Source organism: Yinghuangia aomiensis (genome assembly GCF_039542225.1).
GTDB lineage: Bacteria > Actinomycetota > Actinomycetes > Streptomycetales > Streptomycetaceae > Yinghuangia > Yinghuangia aomiensis.
The window spans coordinates 129,705-155,988 of the sequence record NZ_BAABHS010000018.1; the positions used below are offsets into that span (position 1 = coordinate 129,705).

At 72.7% G+C, this 26,284-nt stretch carries 21 protein-coding genes and 3 pseudogenes; 16 read left to right on the top strand and 8 right to left on the bottom strand.

Annotated features, from left to right (window positions below; genetic code table 11):
* Positions 1 to 118: 118 nt before the first annotated feature.
* Positions 119 to 763, bottom strand: coding sequence for a CGNR zinc finger domain-containing protein (locus ABEA93_RS24825; RefSeq protein WP_345677959.1), 645 nt, complete (start codon positions 761 to 763; stop codon positions 119 to 121).
* Positions 764 to 885: 122 nt separating this feature from the next.
* On the opposite strand from ABEA93_RS24825, the gene ABEA93_RS24830 reads away from it, so the two are divergent.
* Together ABEA93_RS24830 and ABEA93_RS24835 are read left to right on the top strand one after the other, a co-directional pair.
* A complete protein-coding gene (locus ABEA93_RS24830; protein ID WP_345677960.1) occupies positions 886 to 1,233 on the top strand; it encodes a VOC family protein in 348 nt (115 codons plus the stop codon).
* Positions 1,234 to 1,286: 53 nt separating this feature from the next.
* Positions 1,287 to 1,817, top strand: a complete 531-nt coding sequence (locus tag ABEA93_RS24835; RefSeq protein ID WP_345677961.1) for a methylated-DNA--[protein]-cysteine S-methyltransferase — start codon at positions 1,287 to 1,289, stop codon at positions 1,815 to 1,817.
* Here ABEA93_RS24835 and ABEA93_RS24840 read toward each other — a convergent pair.
* The gene (locus ABEA93_RS24840) at positions 1,804 to 2,988 is read right to left on the bottom strand and encodes an MFS transporter (protein ID WP_345677962.1); all 1,185 of its coding nucleotides are present in this window, start codon (positions 2,986 to 2,988) and stop codon (positions 1,804 to 1,806) included. The genes ABEA93_RS24835 and ABEA93_RS24840 overlap by 14 nt on opposite strands.
* Positions 2,989 to 3,245: 257 nt before the next feature.
* Between ABEA93_RS24840 and ABEA93_RS24845 the strand changes: the two genes are divergently transcribed.
* From ABEA93_RS24845 to ABEA93_RS24870, 6 genes and pseudogenes are all read left to right on the top strand, one after another.
* Positions 3,246 to 3,869, top strand: coding sequence for a MerR family transcriptional regulator (locus tag ABEA93_RS24845; RefSeq protein WP_345677963.1), 624 nt, complete (start codon positions 3,246 to 3,248; stop codon positions 3,867 to 3,869).
* Positions 3,866 to 4,081 (top strand): annotated as a pseudogene (locus ABEA93_RS24850) (helix-turn-helix domain-containing protein); the annotation flags it as partial. The gene ABEA93_RS24845 and the pseudogene ABEA93_RS24850, both read left to right, overlap by 4 nt.
* Before the next feature lie 45 nt (positions 4,082 to 4,126).
* Positions 4,127 to 4,954, top strand: a complete 828-nt coding sequence (locus ABEA93_RS24855) for an IclR family transcriptional regulator (protein WP_425585084.1) — start codon at positions 4,127 to 4,129, stop codon at positions 4,952 to 4,954.
* Between the two features lie 320 nt (positions 4,955 to 5,274).
* Positions 5,275 to 6,399: a Rieske 2Fe-2S domain-containing protein gene (locus ABEA93_RS24860; protein WP_345677964.1), complete on the top strand. Its 1,125-nt coding sequence runs from the start codon at positions 5,275 to 5,277 to the stop codon at positions 6,397 to 6,399.
* A gap of 26 nt (positions 6,400 to 6,425) precedes the next feature.
* A complete protein-coding gene (locus ABEA93_RS24865) occupies positions 6,426 to 7,376 on the top strand; it encodes a PDR/VanB family oxidoreductase (RefSeq protein ID WP_425585078.1) in 951 nt (316 codons plus the stop codon).
* 95 nt (positions 7,377 to 7,471) lie between these two features.
* Positions 7,472 to 7,588, top strand: a pseudogene (locus ABEA93_RS24870) (IS5/IS1182 family transposase); the annotation flags it as partial.
* A gap of 489 nt (positions 7,589 to 8,077) precedes the next feature.
* Here the strand turns inward: ABEA93_RS24870 and ABEA93_RS24875 are convergent.
* The 3 genes from ABEA93_RS24875 to ABEA93_RS24885 all read right to left on the bottom strand — a co-directional run bounded on the left by ABEA93_RS24875 (position 8,078) and on the right by ABEA93_RS24885 (position 9,680).
* On the bottom strand, positions 8,078 to 8,614 hold the full coding sequence (locus ABEA93_RS24875; protein WP_345677966.1) for a hypothetical protein: 537 nt from the start codon (positions 8,612 to 8,614) through the stop codon (positions 8,078 to 8,080).
* Positions 8,611 to 9,051 carry an RNA polymerase sigma factor gene (locus ABEA93_RS24880; RefSeq protein ID WP_345677967.1) on the bottom strand — a complete coding sequence of 147 codons (441 nt, stop codon included), beginning with the start codon at positions 9,049 to 9,051 and terminating at the stop codon, positions 8,611 to 8,613. The genes ABEA93_RS24875 and ABEA93_RS24880 overlap by 4 nt, the downstream gene beginning before the upstream one ends.
* Before the next feature lie 95 nt (positions 9,052 to 9,146).
* Positions 9,147 to 9,680: a DUF3995 domain-containing protein gene (locus tag ABEA93_RS24885; RefSeq protein ID WP_345677968.1), complete on the bottom strand. Its 534-nt coding sequence runs from the start codon at positions 9,678 to 9,680 to the stop codon at positions 9,147 to 9,149.
* A gap of 642 nt (positions 9,681 to 10,322) precedes the next feature.
* On the opposite strand from ABEA93_RS24885, the gene ABEA93_RS24890 reads away from it, so the two are divergent.
* Complete coding sequence (locus ABEA93_RS24890) at positions 10,323 to 11,282, top strand: LysR family transcriptional regulator (RefSeq protein ID WP_345677969.1); 960 nt, start codon at positions 10,323 to 10,325, stop codon at positions 11,280 to 11,282.
* 224 nt (positions 11,283 to 11,506) lie between these two features.
* Here the strand turns inward: ABEA93_RS24890 and ABEA93_RS24895 are convergent, their stop codons facing one another.
* The gene (locus ABEA93_RS24895; protein WP_425585079.1) at positions 11,507 to 12,370 is read right to left on the bottom strand and encodes a PAC2 family protein; all 864 of its coding nucleotides are present in this window, start codon (positions 12,368 to 12,370) and stop codon (positions 11,507 to 11,509) included.
* Between the two features lie 365 nt (positions 12,371 to 12,735).
* Between ABEA93_RS24895 and metH the strand changes: the two genes are divergently transcribed.
* The 5 genes and pseudogenes from metH (at position 12,736) to ABEA93_RS24920 (ending at position 21,038) form a co-directional block, all read left to right on the top strand.
* On the top strand, positions 12,736 to 16,218 hold the full coding sequence (gene metH / locus ABEA93_RS24900; RefSeq protein ID WP_345677970.1) for a methionine synthase: 3,483 nt from the start codon (positions 12,736 to 12,738) through the stop codon (positions 16,216 to 16,218).
* A 117-nt stretch (positions 16,219 to 16,335) separates the two neighbouring features.
* Positions 16,336 to 17,205 (top strand): annotated as a pseudogene (locus ABEA93_RS24905) (putative RNA methyltransferase); the annotation flags it as partial.
* 212 nt (positions 17,206 to 17,417) lie between these two features.
* Positions 17,418 to 18,140 (top strand): HAD family hydrolase, encoded by a 723-nt coding sequence (locus ABEA93_RS24910; RefSeq protein WP_345677971.1) that lies wholly within the window; start codon positions 17,418 to 17,420, stop codon positions 18,138 to 18,140.
* Positions 18,141 to 18,771: 631 nt separating this feature from the next.
* Positions 18,772 to 20,361 (top strand): sensor histidine kinase, encoded by a 1,590-nt coding sequence (locus ABEA93_RS24915; protein WP_345677972.1) that lies wholly within the window; start codon positions 18,772 to 18,774, stop codon positions 20,359 to 20,361.
* Positions 20,358 to 21,038, top strand: coding sequence for a response regulator (locus tag ABEA93_RS24920; RefSeq protein WP_345677973.1), 681 nt, complete (start codon positions 20,358 to 20,360; stop codon positions 21,036 to 21,038). Before ABEA93_RS24915 ends, ABEA93_RS24920 begins: the two co-directional genes overlap by 4 nt.
* A 10-nt stretch (positions 21,039 to 21,048) precedes the next feature.
* Here the strand turns inward: ABEA93_RS24920 and ABEA93_RS24925 are convergent, their stop codons facing one another.
* A complete protein-coding gene (locus ABEA93_RS24925; protein WP_345677974.1) occupies positions 21,049 to 22,590 on the bottom strand; it encodes an alpha/beta hydrolase in 1,542 nt (513 codons plus the stop codon).
* Positions 22,591 to 22,711: 121 nt separating this feature from the next.
* Between ABEA93_RS24925 and ABEA93_RS24930 the strand changes: the two genes are divergently transcribed.
* Positions 22,712 to 23,683, top strand: coding sequence for a MerR family transcriptional regulator (locus ABEA93_RS24930; RefSeq protein ID WP_345677976.1), 972 nt, complete (start codon positions 22,712 to 22,714; stop codon positions 23,681 to 23,683).
* 66 nt (positions 23,684 to 23,749) lie between these two features.
* Here the strand turns inward: ABEA93_RS24930 and ABEA93_RS24935 are convergent, their stop codons facing one another.
* Positions 23,750 to 24,646 (bottom strand): RecB family exonuclease, encoded by an 897-nt coding sequence (locus ABEA93_RS24935; RefSeq protein ID WP_345677977.1) that lies wholly within the window; start codon positions 24,644 to 24,646, stop codon positions 23,750 to 23,752.
* Between the two features lie 145 nt (positions 24,647 to 24,791).
* On the opposite strand from ABEA93_RS24935, the gene ABEA93_RS24940 reads away from it, so the two are divergent.
* Positions 24,792 to 26,276: a cellulase family glycosylhydrolase gene (locus tag ABEA93_RS24940; RefSeq protein WP_345677978.1), complete on the top strand. Its 1,485-nt coding sequence runs from the start codon at positions 24,792 to 24,794 to the stop codon at positions 26,274 to 26,276.
* Positions 26,277 to 26,284: the final 8 nt, after the last annotated feature.

A 26,284-nucleotide genomic window follows, 5' to 3' on the forward strand; every position in this document is an offset into this window, starting at 1 on the left:
GCGTCGTCGCACGGACAGGTGACTGGCGGATTTCGGACGTGGCGGTGGCGTGTCGCGTGGTTCGTCGCCGGTGTGTGGCGTGGCTCGCGGCGTGCTTTGCGGCGGCGGCGCCGGTCGGTCAGCGGGTGCGGTCGCGGAAAGCCTTCGCCTTGGCGCGGTTGCCGCAGAGCGCCATCGAGCACCAGGCGCGCGAACGGTTCCGGGAGTGGTCGTAGTAGGCCCATGCGCACATGCGGCAGGCCTTCATGCGTACCCAGGTGCCCGCGGCGGCGGCTTCGGCGACGTGGCCGAGGAGCCGGGCGAGGGCGGCGTCGACGGTGCCGGACGTCGCCGGGGCGAGGCGCGGCGGGTCGGCATACGGGTCGAAGACGAGCGGGAGTTCACGGGCGGTGGAGGCGAGCGCGGCCAGGGCTGGGGCGTACGGGTCGCCGTCGTGCTCTTCGAGGGCGGGGCGGGCGGCGTTGTGGTCGGCGAGGAGGGCGCGCAGGCCTTCGCGGACGATCCGGGCGCGGTCGAGTCCGGCCTGGCCGGCGGGGGCGCCGTCCGGCAGCAGGCCGTACGTGGTCAGCCACGCGGCGAGCGCGGCCGGGTCGGTCAGCGCCTCGGTGCCCGTCTCCACGCTCAAGGTGTTGACGAAGTCCTCGACGAGCCGGAGCGCGCCGGGGGCGGCGTCCTCGGAGGCCGCGGGGGGAGTCGCTGCGGGAGTCGCAGCGGGAGTCCCGGTCCCGGGGCCGGTGTCGGTTGCGCGGTCGTGCTCGGACATGCCATCCCGTTCTAACCGGCTATTGACGCTAGCTGGTTACGGTAACTAGTGTTCACTAATAGAAGGTTACGTCGTTCTGGTCGTCCCCGGACGGGACGCCTTGTCACGGAAACGAGTACTCCATGGCCCTCCGTATTGGCGGCATCGGCATCGACACCAACGATCTCGCGGGCGCCCTCGCGTTCTGGCGCGCGGTCACCGGATACGAGGTCGGCTCACAAGGAGACACCTACGCATCCCTCGTCGATCCCGCCAAGTCGGGCGCGGACCTCGGCATCCACGTCGTGCCCGAGCCGCGGGTCGGCAAGAACCGCCTCCACCTGGACCTGTACACGGAAGACCTCAACGCCGAAGCCGCCCGCGTCGAGTCCCTCGGAGCCGTCCGCGTGGCCCACCACGGCGAGGGCGATGGCGGCTGGATCGTCTACGAGGACACCGACGGCAACCAGTTCTGCGTCTGCGCCGCCTGACCCGCGGCGCTTTTCCGGCGGAAATCCCCGGCAGGAAACGGCAGACTGGAACCATGACGCCACGCGGATCCGCGCTCTTTGACACCGCGATAGGCCGGTGCGGCATCGCGTGGGGCCCGCGTGGCGTCACCGCCGTCCACCTTCCCGAACGCGACGACGCCACCCTGCGGTCGCGCCTCCCGGACGGCTACCCCGACGCCGCGCCCCCGCCCGACGTCACCGCCGCCATCACCGCCATCCGCGCCCTGCTGGACGGCGAACCGGTCGACCTGGCCGACATCACCCTCGACCTCGACGGCGTACCGGCGTTCCAGCGCCGCGTCTACGACATCGCCCGGACGATCCCGCCCGGACAGACCGTCACCTATGGCCAGATCGCCCAGCGCATGGGCATGCCCGGCGCCGCACGTGCGGTCGGCCACGCCCTCGGCCAGAACCCGTGCGCGATCGTCGTGCCCTGCCATCGTGTCCTCGCCGCGGGCGGGGCGTCGGGCGGCTTCTCCGCGCACGGCGGGGTCGCCACCAAGTGGCGGATGCTGACCATCGAAGGTGCGCCGGAAGCGCCGCAGCCTAAGTTGTTCTGAACCGGCCCACGGCGACCGCGCCCAGCGCTGCCAGGACCATCGGCAACGCCACCCACGGGAGCATCCCCGACCCGGCGGAGCCGAGGACCACGCCGCCCGCGAGCGAGCCCGCGGCGATGCCGATGTTGTAGACGGTGGCCTGCAGCGATGTCGCCGCATCGGCCCGGTCCGGACCCGCCAGGGTCACCAGCGCGGTCTGGACGAGCGTCGGCGCGGCCCCGAACGCGGCACCCCACAAAGCGACGGCCGCGAACAACACCGGCGGCAGCCCGCCCGCCGCCCCGAGCAACGTCAACGCGGCGGCGATGCCCGCCAACGCCGCGACCAGCGCCGCACGCGGACGGCGGTCGGCGACGAGCCCGGCCGCCCAGATTCCGGCGACGGTCGCACCGCCGAACACCAGGAGCACCACCCCCGTTCGGTCCCCGACCGCGCGCTCCGACAGCGGTGCGAGATACGTGTACACGGCCTGGTGGCCGAGGAGCAGAAACAGCGTGACCGCGAGGATCGGCCGTAGGCCGGGCAGCTTTGCGATCCGGCGTAGCGGGGTGCGGTCCGCGGCAGCCTCGCCGGGGAAGTCGGGCACCTTCCACCGCGCCCAGGCGGCGACGGAGACACCGAGGACGGCGAGCAGAGCGAACGTGCCGCGCCAGCCGACGTACGCCGCCGCCGTGGTGCCGGCAGGGATGCCGAGCGCGAGCGCGACGGTGATACCGGCGAGCACCAGCGCAATGGCGGCGCCGCGGCGCTCCGGCGGGGCGATGCGGGCGGCGTAGCCGGCCAGCATCGCCCACAGGACGCCGCCCATGGCCCCGGCGAGCAGCCTGGCCGCGAACGTCACGGCATACGCTCCGGACGCGGCGGTCACCGCATTGGCCAACGCGAACCCGAGCAGCGCGGTGATCAGGACGCGCCGTCGGCGGACACCGCGGAGCGCCGACGTCAACGGGATCGCGGCGAGGCAGGACGCGGCCGCGTAGCCGGTCACCAGGAACCCGGCGCTTGCTTCCGAGACGTTCAGGCCCTCGCTCAGCTGCGGCAGCAGTCCGGCGGGGAGCAGCTCGGTGAGCACGGCGCCGAAGGCTGCGGTGAACAGCGCCAGGAGGCCGGGGAGCGGGAGCCGTGGGGGTGAGGGGGTGGTTGCCGTCGGAGCGGATTGCGGGGGAGCCACCCACGTGGGGTCGGTCGGATGGGGGTCGCTCGGACGGGGATCGGTTGGACGTGGATCGGTCCGAGTCGCCGGGGAGCTTGCAGATGGCGAGGGCATGGGATCATGCTGAAACCTTGACATCGGTGTGAAGGCAAGTGCGGATCGGCTTGCCGGGCGCGTGGGGGCCGATGGCTGACTGGTGAGACCGGGAGACCGCTCCGGCCTTCACCCCGACCGCGACCCCGACTCCGACCACGATCCCGAACAGGAGGCGCCACGTGCGGATCGGCGAGCTGGCGCGGCGCACGGGGGTGCCGACGCGGATGCTGCGTTACTACGAAGAGCAGGACCTCCTGCATCCGGAACGCGCGGACAACGGGTACCGCGACTACGACGAGAGCGCCGTGGCGCGGGTGACCCAGATCCGCGGACTGCTGGACAGCGGACTGACCACCGAGATCATCCGGCGGATCGTGCCGTTCCTCGACCGGCCCGGGCAGCTGCACCCGCACCCGCAGTGCCTGACGGAGGAGACCTCGGCACTGCTCCGCGAGGAAGCCGACCGCATCCAGGCACGCATCGACTGCATGTTGCGGAACCTGGTGGCGATCCGCGCCTACCTGGCCGCGGTCCGGTTGGACGCGAACGAGGGCGTGGCGGTGGGGGACGTCGGCTCGGTCCGGTTGGACGCGGACGAAGGCGTGGTCGTGGGGGACGTCGGCTCGGTCCGGTTGGACGGGGATGACGGGGATGCGGACGCGGACGCGGCCGAGGGCGTAGCTGTGGGCGATGCCGACTCGGTCCGGTGGGATGGGAACGAGGCCGTGGTCGTGGGGGACACGGCCGTTGCGGCGGTGGCTCCGCCGCGCAGCGGTGCCGGTCCGAGAGCGGCCGATCGGTGACCGAGCCGGAAGGCGAGCGCAGCGCGGCGCTGGACGAGCTGCACCGACGGCTCGGCGACGGTCTTACCCGCGCGGGGCTGACCAAGCCGGGACTGGCCGCCCGGGCACGTCTGAGCCGCACCACCGTGCACGCCGCGTTCCGGGCGGATGCGCTGCCGTCGGCCAAGACCGTGGCGGCGATCGCCGACGCCCTTGGGCTGCACGTTGCGGAGCTGCTGGAACTGCGTCGTACGGCCGCCGCGGTCGTGGCTGCGGAGGTGGCCGCGCACGCGACCGCGACCCGGCGCGGCGGGCCGGCCGATCCGCCCTCCCCAACGCGTGATGCGTCCGGGGCGCCACTCGCGCCTCGTTCGGCTGCCGACCGCCTCCTTTCCGTCATCGGTGCCTTCGATCTCGAACACCCCGCGCTCACCCTCACCGAGATCAGCCGCCGCGCCGACCTTGCCCTGCCGACCGCCTACCGGGTCGTCGCCGCGCTGACCGCCTGGGGTGCGCTCGAACGCGACGAAGTCGGCACGTACCACATCGGGCTCCGATTGTGGGAGGTCGCGACCCTCGCACCACGCGGCCTCGGGCTGCGGCATGCCGCTCTGCCGTTCCTCGAGGACCTGTACGAAACCACCCACGAGAACGTGCAGTTGGCAGTCCGCGACGGCTACGACGTGCTCTACATCGAACGGATCTTCGGCCGCTCGGCGGTCGGCGTCCGCACCCGCGTCGGCGCACGCTGGCCGCTGCACGCCACCGGCGTCGGGCTCGTGCTGCTCGCCCACGCCGACACCGCCGTCATCGACCGCGTCTGCGACGGGCCGCTGACCGCCTTCACCCCCCACACCATCACCGACCCGACGCTGCTGCGCCGCGTGCTGGCCGATGTCCGCGCGACGGGCTGCGCCGTCAGCGACCGGCAGATCACGGACGACGCGGTGTCCGTGGCGGCTCCGGTGTACGGACCGCACGGCGACGTGCTTGCCGCCGTGTCGGTGGTGGTGCCGGCGGAGACGACGCCGGCGCACACCCTTGTTCCGGTGGTACGGCTCGCGGCGCGCGGGATCTCGCGGGCGCTCGGTCGTCCGCCGCGCTGATCGCACACCGTCGTTCCGGTGGTGCGGCGCGCTGTCCGTGGGATCTCCCGGGTGCTCGGTCGTCCGCCGTGCCGACCCCAGACCCTCGTTCCGGTGGTACGGCTTGCGGCCCGCGTGACCTCCCGCGTGCTCGGTCGTCCGCCGTGCTGACCGCACATCAGTGTCCCGCTGACAGGTGCTTGCGGTGTGCGGCATCTCCCTGCCCCCGAGCAGCCTGGCCGACCGCACACTTTCGCTGGACGAAAGAGCCGTTGTCGCCGCCCGGGACCGACCGGGACGCTGGCCGCCACACCCTCGAACTCGGCTTTCCGGGAGGCGACATGACGGCATTCGTGCGCGACCAGTGGTATGTGGCGGCATACTCCGGCGAAGTGGCACGCGACCTGCTCGCCCGCACCATCCTGGGCGAGCCGATCGTCTTCTACCGGACCGAGGACGGCGCCTCCGTCGTCGCGCTGGCCGACCGGTGCGTGCACCGCCGCTACCCGCTCTCGGCGAGCAGCCTGGAGAACGACACGGTCGTGTGCGGCTACCACGGCTTCACGTACGACCCCACCGGAACGTGCGTGCGCGTCCCCGGGCAGACGCGCATCCCCCGTACCGCCCGCGTGCGTTCTTACCCCGTCGTGGAACAGGACTCCCTCGTCTGGGTGTGGATCGGCGACCCGGACCGCGCCGACCCGACGGCCATCCCGCGGGCCCGCCACCTCGACAGCCCCGGCTGGTCGACCGTCCGCGGCATGGAACCGATCGACGCCGACTACGGCTTGCTGGTCGACAACCTCCTCGATCTGTCGCACGAGACCTACCTGCACAACGGCTACATCGGCACGCCCGAGGTCGCGGAGACGCCGATTGCCACGTCCGTCGACGACGAGGCCCACATCGTCCGGGTCAGCCGACGCATGGACGACGCCGCATGTCCGCCGTTCTACGCCCGGTCGACCGGCATCGACGGCCGCATCACCCGCCGGCAGGACATCGAGTACTTCGCCCCCTGCCTGTACCTCCTGCACAGCCGCATCTCCCCGGTCGGCGACCCGACGCGCGCCTACCACACGGAGATCACCTACGCGATCACGCCGTCGGCCCCGGGCAAGGTGTACGACTTCTGGGCCGTCTCCCGCGACTTCGCCACGGACGACGTCGAACTCGACACGTTCCTGCACGACTTCAACCGGGACGTGGTCATCCAGGACGTCGACGCACTCAACCTGCTGCAGCGCACGCTCGACAGCGAACCGGACGGGTACCAGGAGCTGAGCATCAACATCGATGCCGGCGCTCTGGCGGCGCGACGGGTACTGGCGGCGATGACTGCCGGAGCGGCGGACGGGGCGTCGGCGAGTGCTGCGGGGTCGGCACCGGGTTCGGCATCCGCTTCCGCGTCGCCCCCGTCCTCGTCCTCGGCATCCGCGTCGGCTTCGGCTTCGGTGACGGGATGAGTGTGTCGACGTTGCCTGTTGCGGTCGTGGACTCGACCCTTCAGCTCGCCGTTGCGGAGCGGGTCGAACCGGCCGACGGGGTCGCTGTTCTGACGCTTCGTCACCCCGAAGGGGCGGACCTGCCGGTCTGGGCTCCTGGTGCTCATATTGATCTCCTGCTCGCGGATGGTCTGACTCGTCAGTACTCGCTGTGCGGCCATCCGGCCGAGGCCGCGACGTGGCGGATCGCCGTCCTGCGCGAGCCGGCCGGGCGCGGCGGCTCGGCGTTCGTCCACGACACCCTGACCCCGGGCACGCCGGTGCGGGTGCGTGGTCCGCGCAACCGCTTCGCGCTGGAACCGGCGCCGCGGTATCGGTTTGTCGCGGGCGGGATCGGCATCACGCCGATCCTTCCCATGCTCGCGGCGGCAGAGGCGGCCGGAGCCGACTGGACGTTGCTGTACGGCGGGCGCACCCGCACGTCGATGGCGTTCGTCGACGAACTCGCCTGCTATGGCAGCCGGGTGACCATCGCGCCGCACGACGAGACCGGACTGCTCGACCTCACCGCGCACCTGGGCGACGCGCCGTCGGACACTCTGGTGTACTGCTGCGGTCCGGGACCGCTGCTCGACGCGGCCGCGGCGGCGTGGCCGCACGAGACGTTGCGGACCGAGCGGTTCCAGCCCGCCGCCGCCGACGGCGACGGGGAGGACGGGGCCGAGCCTCGCAGCGCGTTCGAACTGGTGCTGGCCCGGTCCGGTCGTACGTTGTCGGTGCCGGCCGATGCGTCGATCCTGGAGACGGTCCGCTCGGCCGGTGTCGAGGTGCTGTACTCGTGCGCCGAAGGCACGTGCGGCACCTGCGAGACCGATGTCCTGGAGGGTGTTCCGGACCATCGCGATACCGTCCTGACTCCCGCGGAGCGGGCGGTCGGCGACACGATGATGATCTGCGTGTCGCGGTGTGCGGGGGAGCGGTTGGTGCTGGATTTGTAGGTGGTCGGCGGTTGGTGCTGACCTTGTGGGTGGGGTGGCGCTGAGCGAGCAGCCCTGGAGCGTGTCTCGTCCGTGGCCTGGCCCGTTGATCGGGCGTGTCTGTGTGCTTGGTGATCAGCGATGCGATGAGGGACCGCATCGAGCTCCTTCTGCAGGCTGATCAGGTCCGCGAGCGGCGGTGGGCTGACCGTCGCCGCGCGGCTGATCAGGTGGGCTGTGGACGGCACTTGGGAGCGCTGCCGGTAGCCGGGGAGGCCGGCCATTCGGTTGCCTGGTTGACCGGTTGACGGCTGCCTGGCTACCCAGCCCCTGCCGCCCTGCCGCCCTGTTGCCTGGCCTACCCGGCTCCCGCTGCCCCGCCGCCATGCCGCCTGGCCACCCGGCTCCCGCTGCCTGGCCACCCGACTGCCCGGCCACCCCGTCACCCGGCGACTGGGTGGGCGGCAGTGAGGCCGCAGGGGTGTCCGGCCCGACCCGGGACGGGGGCCTGCCCCGTTCCCGCCCGGCTACCGGCCGACTCGGCTACCCGGAGACCGGGCAAGCGGGCCGCGGTCATCCAAGAGGAGCGGGCAGCCCGCTCTCGGGCCGGGCAGCCCCTTCCAGCCCCGCCCCCATCCAGCCGCGCCCCGTCCGGCCTCCGCCCAACCCGCCTGCCCCCGCTACGTCCCGCCGCCCGCCTCCCGCGGCGGTCCGTGGCCCCGTCAGCCGCGGGTCAGCACGCGGTCGAGCTGTGTCAGCGAGCGTTGCAGGGCCCGGCGGGTGCCGAGCGGGACTATGGCGGCGCGGCCCGGGACACGTACGCCACCGGTCAGTGCCACGCGGGTGGTTGCGCCGTCGGGCGACGGTGTCGCGGCCATGCCGATGATGACGAACCGGCTTTGCAGCCAGCACCAGCCCGGCCGCAGCACGCCGCGCAGCCGAGCGCGCATCCCGTACCGGCTTCGGGCGTCCGCGACGACGTGCTCGCCGTCGCGGTCGACGACGGTGACGTGCCGCATGTCCGGCTGGAACACGCCGAAGCCGTCCTCCAGGTCGCCCATCACCGCCCACGCCTCGTCGAACGGGACGTCCACGACACCTTCGACAACGCGGGCGCCCGGAATGCCGCCGGTGATGATGCGCAGGCGTTCGATCGGATCGAGTTCGGCCACCGGGTCGAACACCGAGCCGTGCCAAGACGGCAGATCCACGTCCGGATGCTCCGATCCGTTCCACTCGTGCGGGTCTCCCACGGTCACGACGTCCACATCCTTCGGAATCCGGCCCGGGCCCGGGACAGCCGCGATTTGACGGTGCCTTCCGGGACGCCGAGCATGGCGGCCGCCTCCTTTTCGTCGAGGCCTTCGATGTCGCGCAGCACGAGGACGGCGCGGTGCTCGGGCGACAGACGTGCCAGTACGTCGCCGATGTCCGCGGCGAGTTGCGGGTCGCCGACGGCGGGTACTTCGGTGAGTTCGGCGGGGTTGCTGCGCGCGTCTTGCTTGGCGACCCGTATGGCTTCGCGGACCGCCACCGAGCGGACCCAGCCGTACAGGGCCTCCGGCTCGTGTAGGCGCCGCAGCCCGCGGAAGACCGCGACGAGGGTCTCCTGCACGGCATCCTGACGGCTGGTCAGTGCGATGGGGCCGCAGATCGAGGTGACGTACGGGATGAGATGGTCGAGCAGATCGTTCATCGCGAGGGTGTCTCCGCGCAGGGCCGATCGCGCCAGGGCAACGCCTCTGGCTCGACGGTCTGCCTCCGGCGGCACCTGCTTGGTCACGGTGGCGGTCATTCTCCCGCGACCCGCGCGCGACGCAGCATCCCGGCCGTCCGGGACCTCCCTCCCCGGGCGAGGCGTGCCGCCGCATACCCGAAACCGATGCACACCGGCGTGTACACCAGCAGGTTGAGCCGGTAGAAGGTGCTGCCCGAGTCGGCGCCGATACCGAACGCCCAGGCCACGCCCGCTATCGCCCGCACCGTCAGGCCGACGGCGACGGCACCGGTCACCAGGTGGGTGAGGGCGCGGATACGGGCTCCACCCCAGGCGTGCGCGTGCGCATAGACGCACGTGGCCGCGGTGGTGAGGACCGCCACCAGGGGCAGCAGCACCTGCGGAGTGAACGGCACATCGGCGTTGAGCAGACCTTGGGAGAGCGTGGCGGTGCTGTCGGCCGGCCACGTCACGCCCGTGGCCCACACCGCGTGCAGGACCGCGTCGCCGACCAGCAGCGAAGCCACGGCGGCACCCGCGCGGCGCCGGGCGGCCGGGGTCGGCGGCGCGAAACTCAACACGGACGCGAGGGGCGCGAAGGCGGCCATGGCGGGACCTCTTTCAGGAGTCGTGGTGGGGCTGATGCCTGAGAGAGGAGGCGGGGGACGGATTCGTTCCGTGGGAGTTGGAGATTTTTTCGCGGGGCGTGAGGCGAGCCGTGGCGGTGCGGTGGTCCGCCGCTTCGGACTCCGCGCTGCCGATGCGCGGTTTCGGGCGGCTGCGGGCGGCTGCGGGCGGGGCGGGATCGCCGTCGGGGGTGGGCGCGTGGGCAACGGAGTCCGACGACGGGATCACCGGTGGTTTCGCGGCGCTGTCGCGGCAAGAAACCGCCGAACCCGTAGCGGGGAGGCAACCTCGGCGACGGACCGAGTGAACCCACGCCATCCATCGACACGCGCACCGCAGCCCGCAGCCCGCAGCCCGCAGCCACCGCCGCTGCGCCGCGCCGAGCCCCGGCCGCCCCGAAAGTAGATGAACCCGCGCCTTCATCGACACGCGCACCGCAGCCCGCAGCCCGCAGCGGGTGACGGTTGCGACGTTCGCCGGGACGTGGCCTTGGGCGGAGGAGGTCTGTACGGTCGCGACCCGCAACAGGGACTTCGGGAGGTCCAAGATCATGGATCTTCACCCGGTCGCGGGCGCACTGGACAAGTGTTCGGAAAAGCCCAAGCGGCTCGTACAGTTGCGCTATGTCCTCCGCATCGGACCTCGACCTCCGCAAGCTGCGCGTGCTGCGGGAACTCGACGAGCGCGGCACGGTCGCCGCCGTCGCCGAAGCCCTGCACCTCACCCCGTCGGCGGTGTCGCAGCAGTTGACGGCGTTGGCCCGGGAGACGGGCGTAAAGCTCCTCGAACCCGCCGGCCGCCGGGTCCGGCTGACCGGCGCCGCACGGGTCCTGCTGCGGCATGCCGATCAGCTGTTTGCACAGCTCGAACGAGTGAACGCGGATTTGGCGGCGTACCGGGACGGCGATGCGGGCGAGGTGCGGGTCACCGCGTTCGGGTCGGCGATCACCGGCCTCGTCCTGCCCGCACTCGGCGACCTGCGCGAGCGGCGGCCCGGGCTGTCGCTGATCCTGCGCGAGTCGGAGCTGCCCGACGTCCACGGTGAACTCGTGCACGGCGAAACGGACCTCGCGATCGTGATCGCGTCGCCGGACGGGCCGGTCGGGGACGACGCGCGGTTCGCCCGCGTCTCGCTGCTCGCCGATCCACTCGATGTGATGATGCGGGCAGATCACCCGCTTGCCGGGGAACGCGCGGTGGCGATCGCGGACCTGAGCGACGACCCGTGGGTGTCGGGTTCGGTCGGCGCGTGCAGTCGGCTGACGGCGACGGCGTGCGCGGCGGCCGGGTTCACGCCGCGCGTGGTGCACCGGGCCGACGAGTGGACGACGATCTTCGGCCTGGTCGCGGCGGGGCTGGGGGTGGCGCTGGTGCCGCGGCTCGTGACGTCGCGGTTGGCGTCCGCACCGCACTCCGCCGCGGGGATCGTGATCCGCGAGCTGACGGGCGATCAGCCGCAGCGGCACATCGGCGCGATGGTGCGCAACGGCGCGGAGAGCGATCCGCACCTGGCGGCAGTCCTGGACGCGCTGGCGGAGCAAGCGGCGCGGGTGGGACGAGGGCGGGCGATGGTGGCGGTGTGAGGCACGGCACGAGGGCAACGGGGCGCGGCGGACGGGGAACGGCACCAGCGCCGCGACACGAGCGGAACGTGCGCGCTGCTGATCGGATTGTCATACCGCCCACGGCTCCCCCAACCACCTAGGTCTAACACGCCCGAATCAGAGCGTGTCGGGGGTTGTCCACAGGCCTAGGGGGGCCGTCGCTTCGGGCCGCAAGGGCTGCAAGCGGTTCCCCGGGGCACCCGTCACCCCCCGGCCGCGGGTCCCCCTTCCCCGCCTTTCCTCCGCAAATACCGCTCGAACTCCAGCGCAATAGCCTCGCCCGAGGCCTCCGGCAGGTCCTCCGCGTCGCGCGCCGCCTCCAGGGCCTGCACGTACTCGGCAACCTCCGCGTCCTCGGCGGCGAGCTGGTCCACGCCCAGCTGCCACGCCCGCGCGTCCTCGGTCAGCTCGCCCATCGGGATCGCCAGGTCCAGGAAGTCCTCGAGCTTGCGGAGCAGCGCCAGCGTCGCCTTCGGGGACGGTGCCTGCGACACGTAATGCGGCACCGCGGCCCAGAACGTCAGCGCGGGCATGCCCGCATGCGTGCACGCCTCCTGGAGGACGCCGACGATGCCCGTCGGGCCCTCGTACTTCGTCTGCTCCAGGCCGAGGCTGCGGGCCACCACCGGGTCGGAGGTGGTGCCGCTGACCGGGACCGGCCGGGTGTGCGGGGTGTCGCCGAGGAGCGCGCCGAGGGTGACGACGGTTTCCACGCCGAGCTCGTGGGCGAAGCCGAGCAGCTCGTTGCAGAAGGAGCGCCAGCGCATGTTGGGCTCGATGCCGTGCACGAGCACGATGTCGCGGCGCGGTTCCGGGACCCGGACCACGGACAGGCGCGTGGTCGGCCAGGTGATGCGCCGGGTGTCGCCGTCCATCCACACGGTCGGCCGGTTCACCTGGAAGTCGTAGTAGTCCTCCGCGTCCAATGCTGCGAAGACTTCGCCGCCCCAGACCTGGTCGAGGTGTGCGACGGCGGCGGACGCGGCGTCGCCCGCGTCGTTCCACCCCTCGAATGCGGCCACCATGACGGGGTCCACCAGTTCGGGGATGTCGTCCAGCTCGATCAAGCCGGTGCCTCCTCGCCGGCGCCACTGCGCCGGATCCGCTTTCCCGTGCGTGTCACGGGTTCTTTGCCATTCCTTGTGTACCGCGTCCAGCCTACGGCTTCGGCCTCGCGGGGGGCCGGACGGCCGATCCCGCGGGTCGCGTGCCGTCCCCGCCGGTGTGACTCCTACCCGGAACGGGCATCCGCCAGCGCACGCCGCGGACGCGTACCGGCAACCAGGGGAAGGCCGACGGCATTCCCATCAGGTGGGACGCCCCGCGGATTCCGTGCGCCGCACGGTTACGCTGTTCGCCCGGCCCGCGTGCGGACCGGAGGGCCCGCCAGGGGTCACAAGCCGACAGCCGTCGCACTCCAGGGAGAATCCTGATGACTGCAACATCCGCAACCCCCGAACAGCTGCGGGAAGCACTCGCCACCCGCGTGGTCGTCGCCGACGGGGCCATGGGCACCATGTTGCAGGCGCAGGACCCCACTCTCGACGATTTCCAGGGCCACGAGGGCTGCAACGAGATCCTCAACGTGTCGCGCCCGGACATCGTCCGTTCGGTGCACGAGGCCTACTTCTCGGTCGGCGTCGACTGCGTCGAGACCAACACCTTCGGCGCGAACTTCGCGAACCTCGGCGAGTACGACATCGCCGACCGCATCTTCGAACTGTCCGAGGCCGGCGCCCGCATCGCGCGCGAAGTCGCCGACGGCTTCTCCACCGCGGAGCACCCGCGCTGGGTGCTCGGCTCGATCGGCCCCGGCACCAAGCTCCCGAGCCTCGGCCACACCACCTACGACGTTCTCCGCGACGCCTACCAGGCGAACGCCGCCGGTCTGATCGCCGGCGGCGCGCACGCGCTGCTCGTCGAGACCAGCCAGGACCTGCTGCAGACCAAGGCGTCCGTCATCGGCGCCCAGCGCGCCAACCAGGCCGCGGGCACCAACGTGCCGGTGTTCGTGCAGGTCACCGTCGAGACGACCGGCACGATGCTGCTGGGCTCGGAGATCGGCGCGGCGCTGACCGCTCTCGAACCGCTCGGCGTGGACCTCATCGGCCTCAACTGCGCCACCGGTCCCGCGGAAATGAGCGAGCACCTGCGGCACCTCGCGCGCCACGCGCAGATCGGGCTGTCCGCGATGCCGAACGCCGGTCTGCCGGTGCTCACCTCGGATGGCGCGCACTACCCGCTCAGCCCCGAGGAACTCGCCGACGCGCACGACGTCTTCACGCGCGAGTACGGCCTGTCCCTGGTCGGCGGCTGCTGCGGCACCACGCCCGAGCACCTGCGCCAGGTCGTCGAGCGCGTGCGCGGCCGCGAGATCACGCAGCGCCGTGCCCGCCGCGAACCGTCCGCGGCGTCGCTGTACCAGTCGGTCCCGTTCCGGCAGGACACCTCGTACCTGGCGATCGGCGAGCGCACCAACGCCAACGGTTCCAAGGCGTTCCGCGAGGCGATGCTGGTCCAGGACTGGGAGAAGTGCCTGGAGATCGCGCGCGACCAGTCCCGCGACGGCGCGCACATGCTCGACCTCAACATCGACTACGTCGGCCGCGACGGCGCCGAGGACATGCGCGAGCTGGCCACCCGCCTGGCCACCGCGACGACGTTGCCGCTGGTCCTGGACTCCACCGAGCCCGCGGTCATCAAGGCCGGTCTCGAAGCGCTCGGCGGTCGTGCCGTCGTCAACTCGGTCAACTACGAGGACGGCGACGGGCCCGACTCGCGCTTCGCCAAGATCGCCGCGCTCGCGAAGGAGCACGGCGCGGCGCTCGTCGCGCTCACGATCGACGAGGAAGGCCAGGCGCGCACCGCCGAGTGGAAGGTCCGCGTCGCCGACCGGATCATCCGCGACCTGCGCGACAACTGGGGCTTCGCGGTCGAGGACATCATCGTCGACTGCCTGACGTTCCCGATCGGGACCGGTCAGGAGGAGACCCGCCGCGACGGGCTCGAGACGATCGACGCCATTCGGGAGATCAAGCGCCTGTACCCGCAGGTGCAGACCACGCTCGGGCTGTCGAACGTGTCGTTCGGCCTCAACCCGGCCGCGCGCATGGTCCTCAACTCGGTGTTCCTCAACGAGTGCGTCGAAGCCGGCCTCGACTCGGCGATCGTGCACGCCTCGAAGATCCTGCCGATGGCCCGGATCCCCGAGGAGCAGCGCGACGTCGCGCTCGACATGGTCTACGACCGGCGCCGCGAGGGCTACGACCCGCTGGCCCGCTTCATGGAGCTGTTCGAAGGCGTCGACGCCAAGTCGGTGCGGGCGTCGCGGGCCGAGGAGCTCGCCGCGCTGCCGCTCGGCGAGCGGCTCGAGCGCCGGATCGTCGACGGGGAACGCCAGGGGCTCGAGGCCGACCTGGACGAGGCGCTCGCCACGCGGCCCGCGCTGGAGATCATCAACGACACGCTGCTCGAAGGCATGAAGGTCGTCGGCGAGCTGTTCGGCTCCGGCCAGATGCAGCTGCCGTTCGTGCTGCAGTCCGCCGAGGTCATGAAGACCGCGGTGGCGCACCTCGAACCGCACATGGAGAAGAGCGACGCGGACGGCAAGGGCACGATCGTGCTCGCCACCGTCAAGGGCGACGTCCACGACATCGGCAAGAACCTCGTCGACATCATCCTCAGCAACAACGGCTACAACGTCGTCAACATCGGCATCAAGCAGCCGGTGTCGGCGATCCTCGACGCCGCCGAGGAGCACAAGGCCGACGTCGTCGGCATGTCCGGCCTCCTGGTCAAGTCCACCGTGATCATGAAGGAGAACCTGGAGGAGCTGAACCAGCGCGGCCTCGCCACCCGCTTCCCGGTCATCCTCGGCGGCGCCGCGCTCACCCGCGCCTACGTCGAGGAAGACCTGTACGACATCTACGCCGGCGAAGTCCGCTACGCCCGCGACGCCTTCGAAGGCCTGCGCCTCATGGACGCCCTCATGGGCGTCAAGCGCGGCGTCCCCGGCGTCGAACTCCCGCCGCTCAAGCGCCGCAAGGTCGCCGCCGCGACGCTCGTGGAAACCGCGCCGGAAGACATGCCCGCGCGCTCCGACGTGTCCGTCACCAACCCGGTGCCGACGCCGCCGTTCTGGGGCGACCGCGTGGTCAAGGGCATCCAGCTCGCCGACTACGTGTCCTGGCTCGACGAGCGCGCCACCTTCATGGGGCAGTGGGGCCTCAAGCCCACCCGCGGCGGCAACGGGCCCTCCTACGAGGAACTCGTCGAGACCGAAGGCCGCCCGCGCCTGCGCTACTGGCTCGACCGCCTCGTCACCGAGAACCTCCTCGAAGCCGCCGTCGTCTACGGCTACTTCCCGTGCGTCTCCAAGGGCGACGACCTGATCGTCCTGCACGAGGACGGCTCCGAACGCCTCCGCTTCACCTTCCCCCGCCAGCGCCGCGACCGGCACCTGTGCCTCGCGGACTTCTTCCGCCCGGAGGACTCCGGCGAGGTCGACGTCGTGGGCTTCCAGGTCGTCACCATGGGCTCGAAGCTGTCCGGCGCCACCGGCCGGCTCTTCGCCGACAACGCCTACCGCGACTACCTCGAACTCCACGGCCTGTCCGTGCAGTTGGCCGAAGCGCTGGCGGAGTACTGGCACGCCCGGGTGCGCGCCGAACTCGGCTTCTCCGGCGAGGACCCGGCCGACATCGACGGCATGCTCAAGCTCGAATACCGCGGCGCGCGCTTCTCCCTCGGCTACGGGGCCTGCCCGGACCTGGAAGACCGCGCGAAGATCGTCGAACTCCTCCAGCCGCACCGCATCGGCGTCGACCTGTCCGAGGAATTCCAGCTCCACCCCGAGCAGTCCACCGACGCCATCGTGCTCCACCACCCCGAGGCGAAGTACTTCAACGCCCGCTGAACCGGGCACGATCGAACCGGGCACCACCGACCCGCACATCGGGGGGCGTGCTGTGAGAACAGTGCGCCCCGCCGGGCCGTACGCTGATCATCCCGATCCCCGGCCCCGAAGGCACCCGTGCTCCACGACATCGCCGACGCCCTGCGCTGCCCCCACTGCGCCGCCCCGCTGAGCCTCGACGCCGACGGACGCACCCTCCGCTGCACCGGCCGCCACACCTTCGACGTCGCCCGCCAGGGCTACACCAGCCTCCTCGCCGGCGACGCCAAAACCGGCACCGCGGACACCGCCGACATGGTCGCCGCCCGCGACGCCTTCCTCGGCGCCGGGCACTACGCACCGATCGCCGACGCCGTCACGCACGCCGTCACCGCCGCGGTGCGCGCCGCCGCAGGCGACCCGGCCGGCGGCGACGGCGTTCCCGGGCACATCGCCGACGTCGGCGCCGGCACCGGCTACTACCTCGCCCGCGTCCTCGACGCGCTGCCCGAGCGCGCCGGGATCGCCCTCGACATCTCCAAGCACGCGCTGCGCCGCGCCGCCCGCGCCCACGCGCGCATCGGCGCCGTGGTGTGCGACGCCTGGCAGCCGCTGCCGGTCCGCGACCACGCCGCCGCGGCGATCCTCAACGTCTTCGCGCCGCGCAACCCCGCCGAACTCCACCGCATCCTGCACCCCGCAGGGCGCCTCGTCGTGGTCACGCCGAACGCCGGACACCTCGCCGAGCCCGTCGCCCGCCTCGGCCTCCTGCGCGTTGACAGCGACAAGAAGGCCCGCCTGGACGCCGCCCTCGCGAACCACTTCACCCCGGCCGGCGACACCCGCGTCGCCTTCGGCGCGCCGCTCACCCACGCGGACGTCGCCACCGTCGTCGGCATGGGGCCCAGCGCCTGGCACACCGACCCCGCCGAACTCCGCGACCGCATCGCGGCGCTCCCCGAGCCCTGGCCGGTTTCTGTCGATGTAACCGTTTCGATCTATTCACCGCGGGCACACCTACACACCCGCGACGCGCGCCACAATGCGCTTGCCTCCAACCGCATCGTCACGCACAATCGAGGGCCCATCACCAGCGAGTGACGCGAGTGAAGGAGGGGACGCAAGCGCCGGAAGGCCGCCGCCGCGCCCCACGAGTCTCATGAGGGGCACGCAGGGAGCAGGCAAGGCCGGACGGCACCCGGACAGGAAGGCAGGTGCCCATGACGGCCCTCGACATCGACGCCTATCCCGGCGGTGACGTGCACGCGGTGCTGTGCGACATGGACGGCACTCTCGTCGACACCGAACGCAGCTGGTTCGCCACCGAAGTGTCCGTCATGGCCGACTTCGGCTACGACCTCGGCGCCGAGCACGCGGTACGCCTCCTCGGCAGCCCCATGGAACCCGCCGTCGCCTACCTCCTCGACGTCTCCGGCATCGACGTCGCCCCCGGCGAACTCGAGCGCCGCATCAACGCGCGCATGGTCGACATCCTGCGCCTCGGCGTCGACCTGCGCCCCGGCGCCAAGCGGCTGCTCGGCGAACTCGGCGCCGCGGGGGTGCCGCTCGCGCTGGTCACCGCGTCCTACCGCGCCATCGTCGACGCCGTCCTGCCGTCGCTCGGCGCCCACCACTTCCACCTGACCGTCTCGGGCGACGAGGTCGTCAACTCCAAGCCGCACCCGGAGCCGTACCTGACCGCGGCGGCGGGGCTGGGCGTGGACCCGGCACGGTGCGTCGTCCTGGAGGACTCGCCGACGGGTGTGGCGTCCGGCGAAGCCGCGGGCTGCATCGTGGTCGCGGTGCCGAGCATGAACCACATCACCCCGGGGCCGCGGCGCACGATCGTGCCGTCCCTGGAAGGCGTCGACCTGCCGATGCTCGACCTGCTGGCCCGGCGGCGCGCCGGAGGCGCCGAGGCACCGGCGGGGGTCACCGGCTGACGGGACCGGGCACGGGCCGGGACCGAGGGAGTCGCCGGCAGGTCGAGGGATTTCCCTGACGACCGTCTACCCGCGTTGCCGCAAGACTGTCTGCGCACGGGGGTTCCACTTCGGTGGAGGCACCGGGGCGCGGTGGACGGTGGCGACACCGTCCCGCTTTCACAAGGTCCACGGGGGATCTTGTGGAGGCGTCCCGTCCGCGGGGGCGGACGGGGATCGGGGGTCTGCGCCGCAGGGTGCGGACGGAGCGTCACGGGCACGGTGTCCGGTGGTGGGGAGACCGCCGGAAGCCGGGCCCGCGGGACCGGAACGGGGAGTGCGGCCGCGGGGGCGGCCGCCGGGAGGACCGGTCCCTTCGGACGCCACGGGGGTACGGCACGGGGAGCCGGGGCGGACGGACCGCAAGGTCCGTCCGCCTCTGCATGTCCGGCGCACCTCGGGCACACGCGCGGTACACCGTTGGCGCCCGTCCCGGCGCGGGGCGGGCCCGGGCGGCGCTTCCGAGCCGGGAGTACGGGCCCCTCGCCGCTCCTCCGCAAGTCGCACCCGCGTGCGGCCGTCGGTCATCCGTGCGGACGAGACCGCGCTCCGCCGGGAGAATCCGCCTGGTCACAGCCTCTACCGTGGACCTGTGACGCCCGCCGACCACGCTCCGCACCCGGACGCTGCCGCCCCCGCAGCGGCCGTGCCGCCGCCCACGCCGCGCGCGAGCCGCACCCAGCGGCTGCGCGACCAGGCCGTGGTGTGGCTGGACGACCTGCGCCAGCGCGACGTGACGCTGTGGCGCAAACCCGCCCCCCAGGACGTCATCCTCGTCGTCATCCTGGGTGCGCTCGCCATCGGCGGCCTGTTCCTCGACGACCTCGGCAGCGACATGCGGCGGCAGCCCGACGCGTTCGGCGTCGTCCTGGCGATCCTGTGCGTGCTGCCGCTGCTGTGGCGGTCCGGGCATTCGCTGCGTGTGCTGCTCGCGGTCACCGTGCCGTTCCTGGTGCTCGCGGGCGCGCACTACGGCGCCGCGGGGGCGAGCCTCGGGCAGTTGGTGGCCATGTACAGCGCGGCGGTGAGCAGGCCCCGGCTGCCCGCGGCGTTCGCGCTGTTCTTCGCCGAGGCCACCACGATGGCGTGGCTGGCGATGGGCGACCGGGACATCGGTTTCGTGGACGTGCTGGCGAACCTCGCCGCGCTGTTCGCGGTGTGGGCGTTCGCCCGCAGCGTCGGGTTCCGCCGCGCCTACACCGCCGAACTGGAAGCCCGCGCCGACCGGCTCATGGCCACCCGCGAAGCCGACACCCGCGCCGCACTCGCCGAGGAACGCGGCCGCATCGCCCGCGAACTCCACGACGTCGTCGCCCACCACGTGAGCGTCATGACCGTGCAGGCGTCCGCGGCGCAGCGCACCATCGCCCGCGACCCCGACCGGGCCCGCGAAGCCATGTCCGCCGTCGAGCAGACCGGCCGCGCCGCACTGGTCGAGATGCGCCGGCTGGTCGGGATCCTGCGCAACACCGACGACGCGGAAGGCGCCGAGGCCCGGCGGCTCAACGAGGGGCACAACGCTCCGCAGCCCGGTCTCGACGGCGTCGAGGTGCTGGTGCAGCAGGTGCGCGAGGCCGGCGTGCAGGTCGAACTGTCGATCGAAGGCGTCCCCGCGGAACTCCCGCCCGGGATCGACCTGGCCGCGTACCGGATCGTCCAGGAAGCCCTCACCAACACCCTCAAGCACGCCGGGCCCGCCGGGGCGCGCGTCCTGCTGCGGTACCGGGCCGACGAGTTCCTCGTCCGGGTCGCCGACGACGGGCGCGGCGCCGCCGCCAACCTGGGCGCGTCGGAGGGCGGCCGCACCGGGCACGGCCTGCTCGGCATGCGCGAACGCGTCGCCCTGTACGGCGGACGCCTGTACGCGGGACCGCGCGCGGGCGGCGGATTCGAAGTGCTCGCCCGCATCCCCCTGCCGCCGGCCGACCGGCCGCGCCCCGCAGCCGAGCGCACCCCCCGCGCGGACCGCGCCCACACGCCCGGGGCGGCGACCGTGCAGAATCAGACACGGCACACGCCGCACCCGGTGCGGCAGGGTGCCGACGCCGCGTCCGAGCCCCGTCCCCCGGCGGGCCCGGACCCCGCCCGCGACCCGGTCCCCGACGCGCGGACCGGCGCGGACCCCGGCGGGACCGGCCGCCACGACGACCGAACCGACCGACTGGAGCAGAACCCAGCATGACGATCCGCGTGATCCTCGTCGACGACCAGCCGCTGCTGCGCACCGGGTTCCGCATGATCCTCGAAGCCGAACCGGACATCGCCGTGGTCGGCGAGGCCGCCGACGGCCAGCAGGCCGTCGAACTCGTGCGCACGCTCCAGCCCGACGTGGTCCTCATGGACATCCGCATGCCGCGCATGGACGGCGTCGAAGCCACCCGCCGCATCGTCGGCAACGGCCGCGACGGCGGCGACGAGACCGCCCGGGTCCTCGTCCTGACCACGTTCGACCTCGACGAGTACGTCGTCGAGGCGCTCCGCGCGGGCGCCAGCGGGTTCCTCCTCAAGGACGTCCCCGCCGACGACCTGATCGGCGCGATCCGGGTCATCGCCGACGGCGACGCGCTGCTCGCGCCGAGCATCACCCGCCGCCTGCTGGACATGTACGCGGCCCGGCTGCCCGCCGCCGAGGACCCCACCCCGGACACCCTCGCGATGCTCACCGAACGCGAGGTCGAGGTGCTGCGGCTCGTCGCCCGCGGCATGTCCAACGCGGAGATCGCCGCCGAACTGTTCGTCAGCGAGACGACCGTGAAGACCCACGTCGGGCACGTGCTCACGAAGCTGGGGCTGCGCGACCGGGTCCAGGCCGCGGTGTACGCCTACGAGAGCGGTCTGGTGCGCCCGGGCGCCCTGTAGCCGGAAGGCCCTACCAGGCCGCACCGCCGAGGTGCGCGGCGACGGCTGCGGCGGCGTCCCGGAGGGCCTGCCGGGACTCGTCGGTGTCGTCGCGCGTCTCGAAGCCGTGGCGGCCGTTCGGCACGTCCACCACCTCGACGTTCGCGCCCAGGGTGCGGGCCCGGTCGAGGAACGCTTCGACGGTCGCCGCGATCAAGGCTTGCTCGCGGCCCACCCGGGTCAGGACCACCGGGAGGGCGCCCGCGTCGGCGAGTGCGTCCGCCGGGTGGAACCGGGGGCCGCTCAGACCCCAGTTGGGCATCGGGGCGAGGACCGGGTAGGTCAGCGCCACGCAGCGCAGCCACGGCGGGGGAGCGGCCAGCCATTCCGCGGACAGCAGGCTGCCGCCGGAGAAGAACCACAACGCCACGCGGTCCGCGTCGACGCGCGGGTCGGCCCGGACGAGCGCGACCGCGTCGGCGACGTCCCGCGCGGCCGCCGGGTAGCCGGTGAGGTCGTGCAGGCGGTGGTCGACGGTGGCCGCGACCAGGCCCGAGGCGGCGAGCAGACGGGCGTAGCCGACGAACGCGGGCCAGTCGCGCGGGGTCGGCTGCGCCACCGGCGGAACGGGGCCGCCGTGCACGAGCACCACGGCCGGGCGCGGGCCTTCGGCCGCGGGCACGTACAGGTCGACGCGGCCGATCCGCTCCCGCGGGGCGTCGGGCACGTCGAGCACGAACGGCTGCAGATGGGTCGCCGGTTCCCCGCCGGAGCCGGAGACGGTGAGGCGGCGGCCCTCGCCGGCCGCGGCACGCAGCAGGACGTCCGCCAACTCGGCGGGACGCGACAGCATCGGCCAATGCCCCGTGTCGAGTTCGAAGAACGAGGTGTCGGGGTGGGCCAGCCGCGCCAGGCGCGGGTCGCCCAACCGCACCACGCCTTCGAGGATGTCGATGCTCGCGCCGTTCGCCGTGCACATGACACCGGTCGTCGGCATGTCCTTCGGCTCCTCGGCGAGGCGCAGCGGCTGCGTGAGCGCGGCCACCGGGTGCGGCGCGGAGAAGCGGGAAAGACGGGCCAGGTCGGCGTCGGTGAGGCCCGTGGTGCTGCCCCAGCGGGACCAGGCATCGGGGACGGGCAGCAGCCAGGCCGGGTCGTCCGGGGACGCCGACGAGGAGCCGGGCGCGGGCGGGGCGAGGAGGCGTTCGCGGACGGGCTGGTCGGGCACCGCCAGCGCGGCCGGGTCGCCGTCGTGCGGGACCGTGCCCGGGTCGACGTAGACGACCCGGGCGACCCGGCCCGCGCGGCGCGCGGCCGCACCCAGAGCGGCGTACGCGGCGCAGCCGTGCGCCACCAGCACCACACCCGGATCGTCGACGTGGTCGATCACCTCGACGATGTCGCGGATGTGCGTGTCCAGGCCGACGTCGGGCAGCGCGAGATGGCGGCGGTCGCCGAGGCCCGTCGGGGTCACGGCATACGCGTCGGCACCCGCGGCCCGCAGGCGGGCCGCGACGTCGCGCCACAGCCACCCGCCCGCAAAGGCGCCGGGGACGAGGACGAAAGCGGTCATGGGAAGGCTCCTCACTCGGGACGGCATGCGGTCATGCGCACCACGGCAGCCCCGATACGGCTCCGCAGGGAGCTCCGCGGTCCCGGGTACGGTAGGAACTCCCCCTGAGGGAGGTTCAAGCGTGAGCACGTCGCCCGACGGACTGCGGAGCATCGGAGAGCTGGCCGAAGCGGCCGGCGTCACCGTCAAAACCGTGCGGTTCTACTCCGACGCCGGACTCCTCCCCGAAGCCGCCCGCAGCGCCGGAGGACACCGCCGCTACGCCCCCGACGCGCTCGACCGCCTCCGGCTCATCCGCGCGCTGCGCACCCTCGATCTGGCGCTGCCCGACATCCGGCGCGTGGTCGAACGCGAACACGCGGGGGACACTGCCGAAACGGACGTCCTCGACGATGTGATCTCCGGGCAACTCCGGGATATCGGCGGCCATATCGCGGCGCTCCGGTGGCGCGAGGCGGCGCTGCGCCTGGTGCACGACTGCCCGCCGGGCGAACGTGCCGAACGGATCCGGCTCGTCGGCGCGATCGCCACGCCGCCGACGACCACGTCCATCGAGCGTTTCTGGCGCGGCTGGCTGCCCGCGCGGCTGCCGACCCGGGTGCGGGCGATGATCCTCGACGCGGCCGTGCCCAGCCCGCCGGAAGACCCCACGACGGGGCAAGTGCTGGCGTTCGCGCGGCTCCACGCCGCGGTGTCGGCCCCGTGCAGCGACGCGGACCGGGAGCGCGCGGCGCAAGCCGTGGTGCAGCGCCGGGGCGACCGGCTGCGGCTCGCGTTGCTCTACGACGGTCTGGCCGAGGCCTACACGCTGGCGTCGGCGCGGATCCGGCAGGGGGAGACCCCGGCGGCGGGGGAGGCACTGGACGGTTTTGTGGCCGCTTACGCGCGCGTCTACGAGACCGCGGACACCGGCGGGTTCCGCCGCCGGCTCGGGCGCCACCTCGCCGGGGATCCGCAAATCGACTGGTACTGGGACCTGGTCGCCGAGATCCGCGGCGGGGGCGACGAACCGACGGCGGGAGCCGCCGACGCGTGGCTGCGCGCCGCTCTCGACGCGCAGCTCGACGACGGCGCGGTGCGGCTCGCCGGTTGAAGCCGGTCGAGTCGGGTCGAGTCCGGTTGAGGCCGTTAGAGTCGGGTTGAGGCCGTTCGAGTCCGGCTACTCGGCCGACGTCTCGGCCGGGCCGGTCACCGCGACCACGGGCAGCGGGTACGCCGGGGGCGTCCCGCCGAACTCCGGGCAGACCGCCTGGTGGTCGCACCAGCCGCACAGCTTCGTCCGGTTGGGGCGCCAGTCGCCGGTGCGGGTGGCCTGCTGGATGGCCGTCCACAAGGCGCGCAGCTTCCGCTCGACGGCCAGCAGGTCCTGCTCGTCGGGGTCGTAGCGCACGATGTCGCCGCTGCCCAGGTAGACGAGCTGGAGGCGGCGCGGCAGGCGGCCGTACTGGCGCCACAGGACGAGCGCGTAGAACTTCATCTGGAACAGCGCCTTGTCCTCGAACCGCGCGGACGGCGCCTTGCCGGTTTTGTAGTCCACGACCCGTACGTCGCCGGTGGGGGCGACGTCCAGGCGGTCCACGTAGCCGCGCAGCGTCAGGCCGTCGTCGAGTTTGGTCTCGACGTACAGCTCGCGGCGGGCGGGCTCCAGCATGTTCGGGTCTTCGAGCGTGAAGTAGCGCTCGACGAGCTGCTCCGCGCCGCCGAGCCAGTCGGCCAGCTCGGCCGCCGCCACACCGCCCTCGCCGTCGTCGAACAGCTCGGCCAGCTCCGGGCGTTTGGCCAGCAGCTCGTCCCACGCGGGGCGCAGCAGGCGCAGCGCGGCCTCGGGCGTGCGGTCGCCGCGCGGGATGTCGAACAGCCGCTCCAGCACGGTGTGCACGACCGTGCCGCGGGTCGCCGCGGCGCTCGGCTTCTCGGGGAGCTTGTCGAGGACCCGGAACCGGTACAGCAGCGGGCACTGCATGAAGTCGCTCGCGCGCGACGGCGACAGCGACGCCCCGCGCGCGGCGGGATCGGGCCCGGCAGCGGGGGTGGTCTCGGTTCCGGTCTCGGTCATGCCGCCAGGGTACGGGGCCCGGGGGACAGCCCGGGGGACAGGAGCGGGCGGGCCCGGACCCCTGGGAACTTCCAACACCCACCAGTAACATCCGTCCCGCTCGTGACCCACCGCCCCGTCCGCGCCGTCGCGAAAGGCCCTGTGCATGCGCATGTCCCGCGTCCCCCCGCACCCTCCCGGCCGCACCCCGCTCCACCGCCGCCTCAGGACCGCCGCCGCCCTGGCCGCGGCCGCGGTCCTGCTCGCCGCGTTCCCCGCGCAAGCACACCCCGGCAACGGCAACGGCCATGGCAACGGACACCGCCCCGACCGGGTCACCGTCGGCAACCGCACCTACATCGCCGACGACCAAGGCCGCGCCACGCAATGGCGCGGCTTCAACCTCGCCGACAAGGGGCACAGCGGCGCCGACGCATTCGCCGACATCCAGGAACGCGACCTGCGCGACATGGCCGCCCGCGGCTTCAACCTCGCCCGCCTGGTCTTCTTCTGGGACGACCTCGAACCCGCCCCCGGCCGCTACGACCGCACCTACCTCGCCAAAATGCGGCGCATCCTCGACTGGGCCGACCGCTACCGCATCAAGGTCGTCCTCGACGCCCACCAGGACGTCTACGGGCCCACCTTCAACGGCCACCGCGGCATCCCCGCCTGGACCACCCGCACCGACGGCCTGCCCTACGAACCCATCCCGGGCGACTGGTTCTCCGAGTACTTCGAACCGTCCGTGCAAACGGCCTTCGACCACCTCTACACCGACAACGACCTCCGCGCCGCGCACGCCCGCATGTGGATGACCGTCGCCGCCGCCCTCGGCCGCCACCCCGCCGTACTCGGCTACGACCTCATGAACGAGCCCTTCGGCAAACTCGCCGCCGACACCGACCTGCCCACCGCCGCAGGCCGGTTCGAAGCCGGACAGCTCACCGAACTGTGGAACCGCCTCGCCGACGCCGTCCGCCTCGTCGACCGCGACAACTGGGTCTTCGTCGAACCCACCGTCATCGTCGGCCTCGGCGTCCCCACCCAGCTCGGCGCCATCGACGACCCGCACGCCGCCTACGCACCGCACTTCTACGACACCGCCATGGAAGCCGGCGCCGACTACGACCCCGACGGCACCTTCATCCAGGCCTACGAAGCCGCCATCACCGACTACCCGGCCCGCAACCGCATGCCCGTCATCGTCGGCGAATGGGGCCCGCCCGACCCGACCCTGCCCAACATGCGCACCTACTTCACACGCATGACCGCCGCCATGGACCGCTTCTCCAGCGGCTGGACCGACTGGCAATGGTGCCGGGGCGGCGGCTACTGCACCCTCACCGCCGACGGGCAGCTCAAGCCCAACCACGACCTGCTCGTCCAGCCCTACGCCCGAGCCACCGCCGGCGACCCGGTCTCCTACGGCTACGACCCCGCCACCCGCACCTACACACTCACCTACACCACGCGCGCCAACGCCGACGGGCCCACCGAAATAGCCGTCCCACGCGACGTCTACCCCCGCGGCTACAACGTCGCCGTCCAAGGCCGCAACGCCGACTGGGACCGCCACGGCCAAACCCTCACCGTGACCACCCACGGCCGCACCGGAGGCACCTACACCGTCACCCTCACCCCGCGCTGAAACCCGCC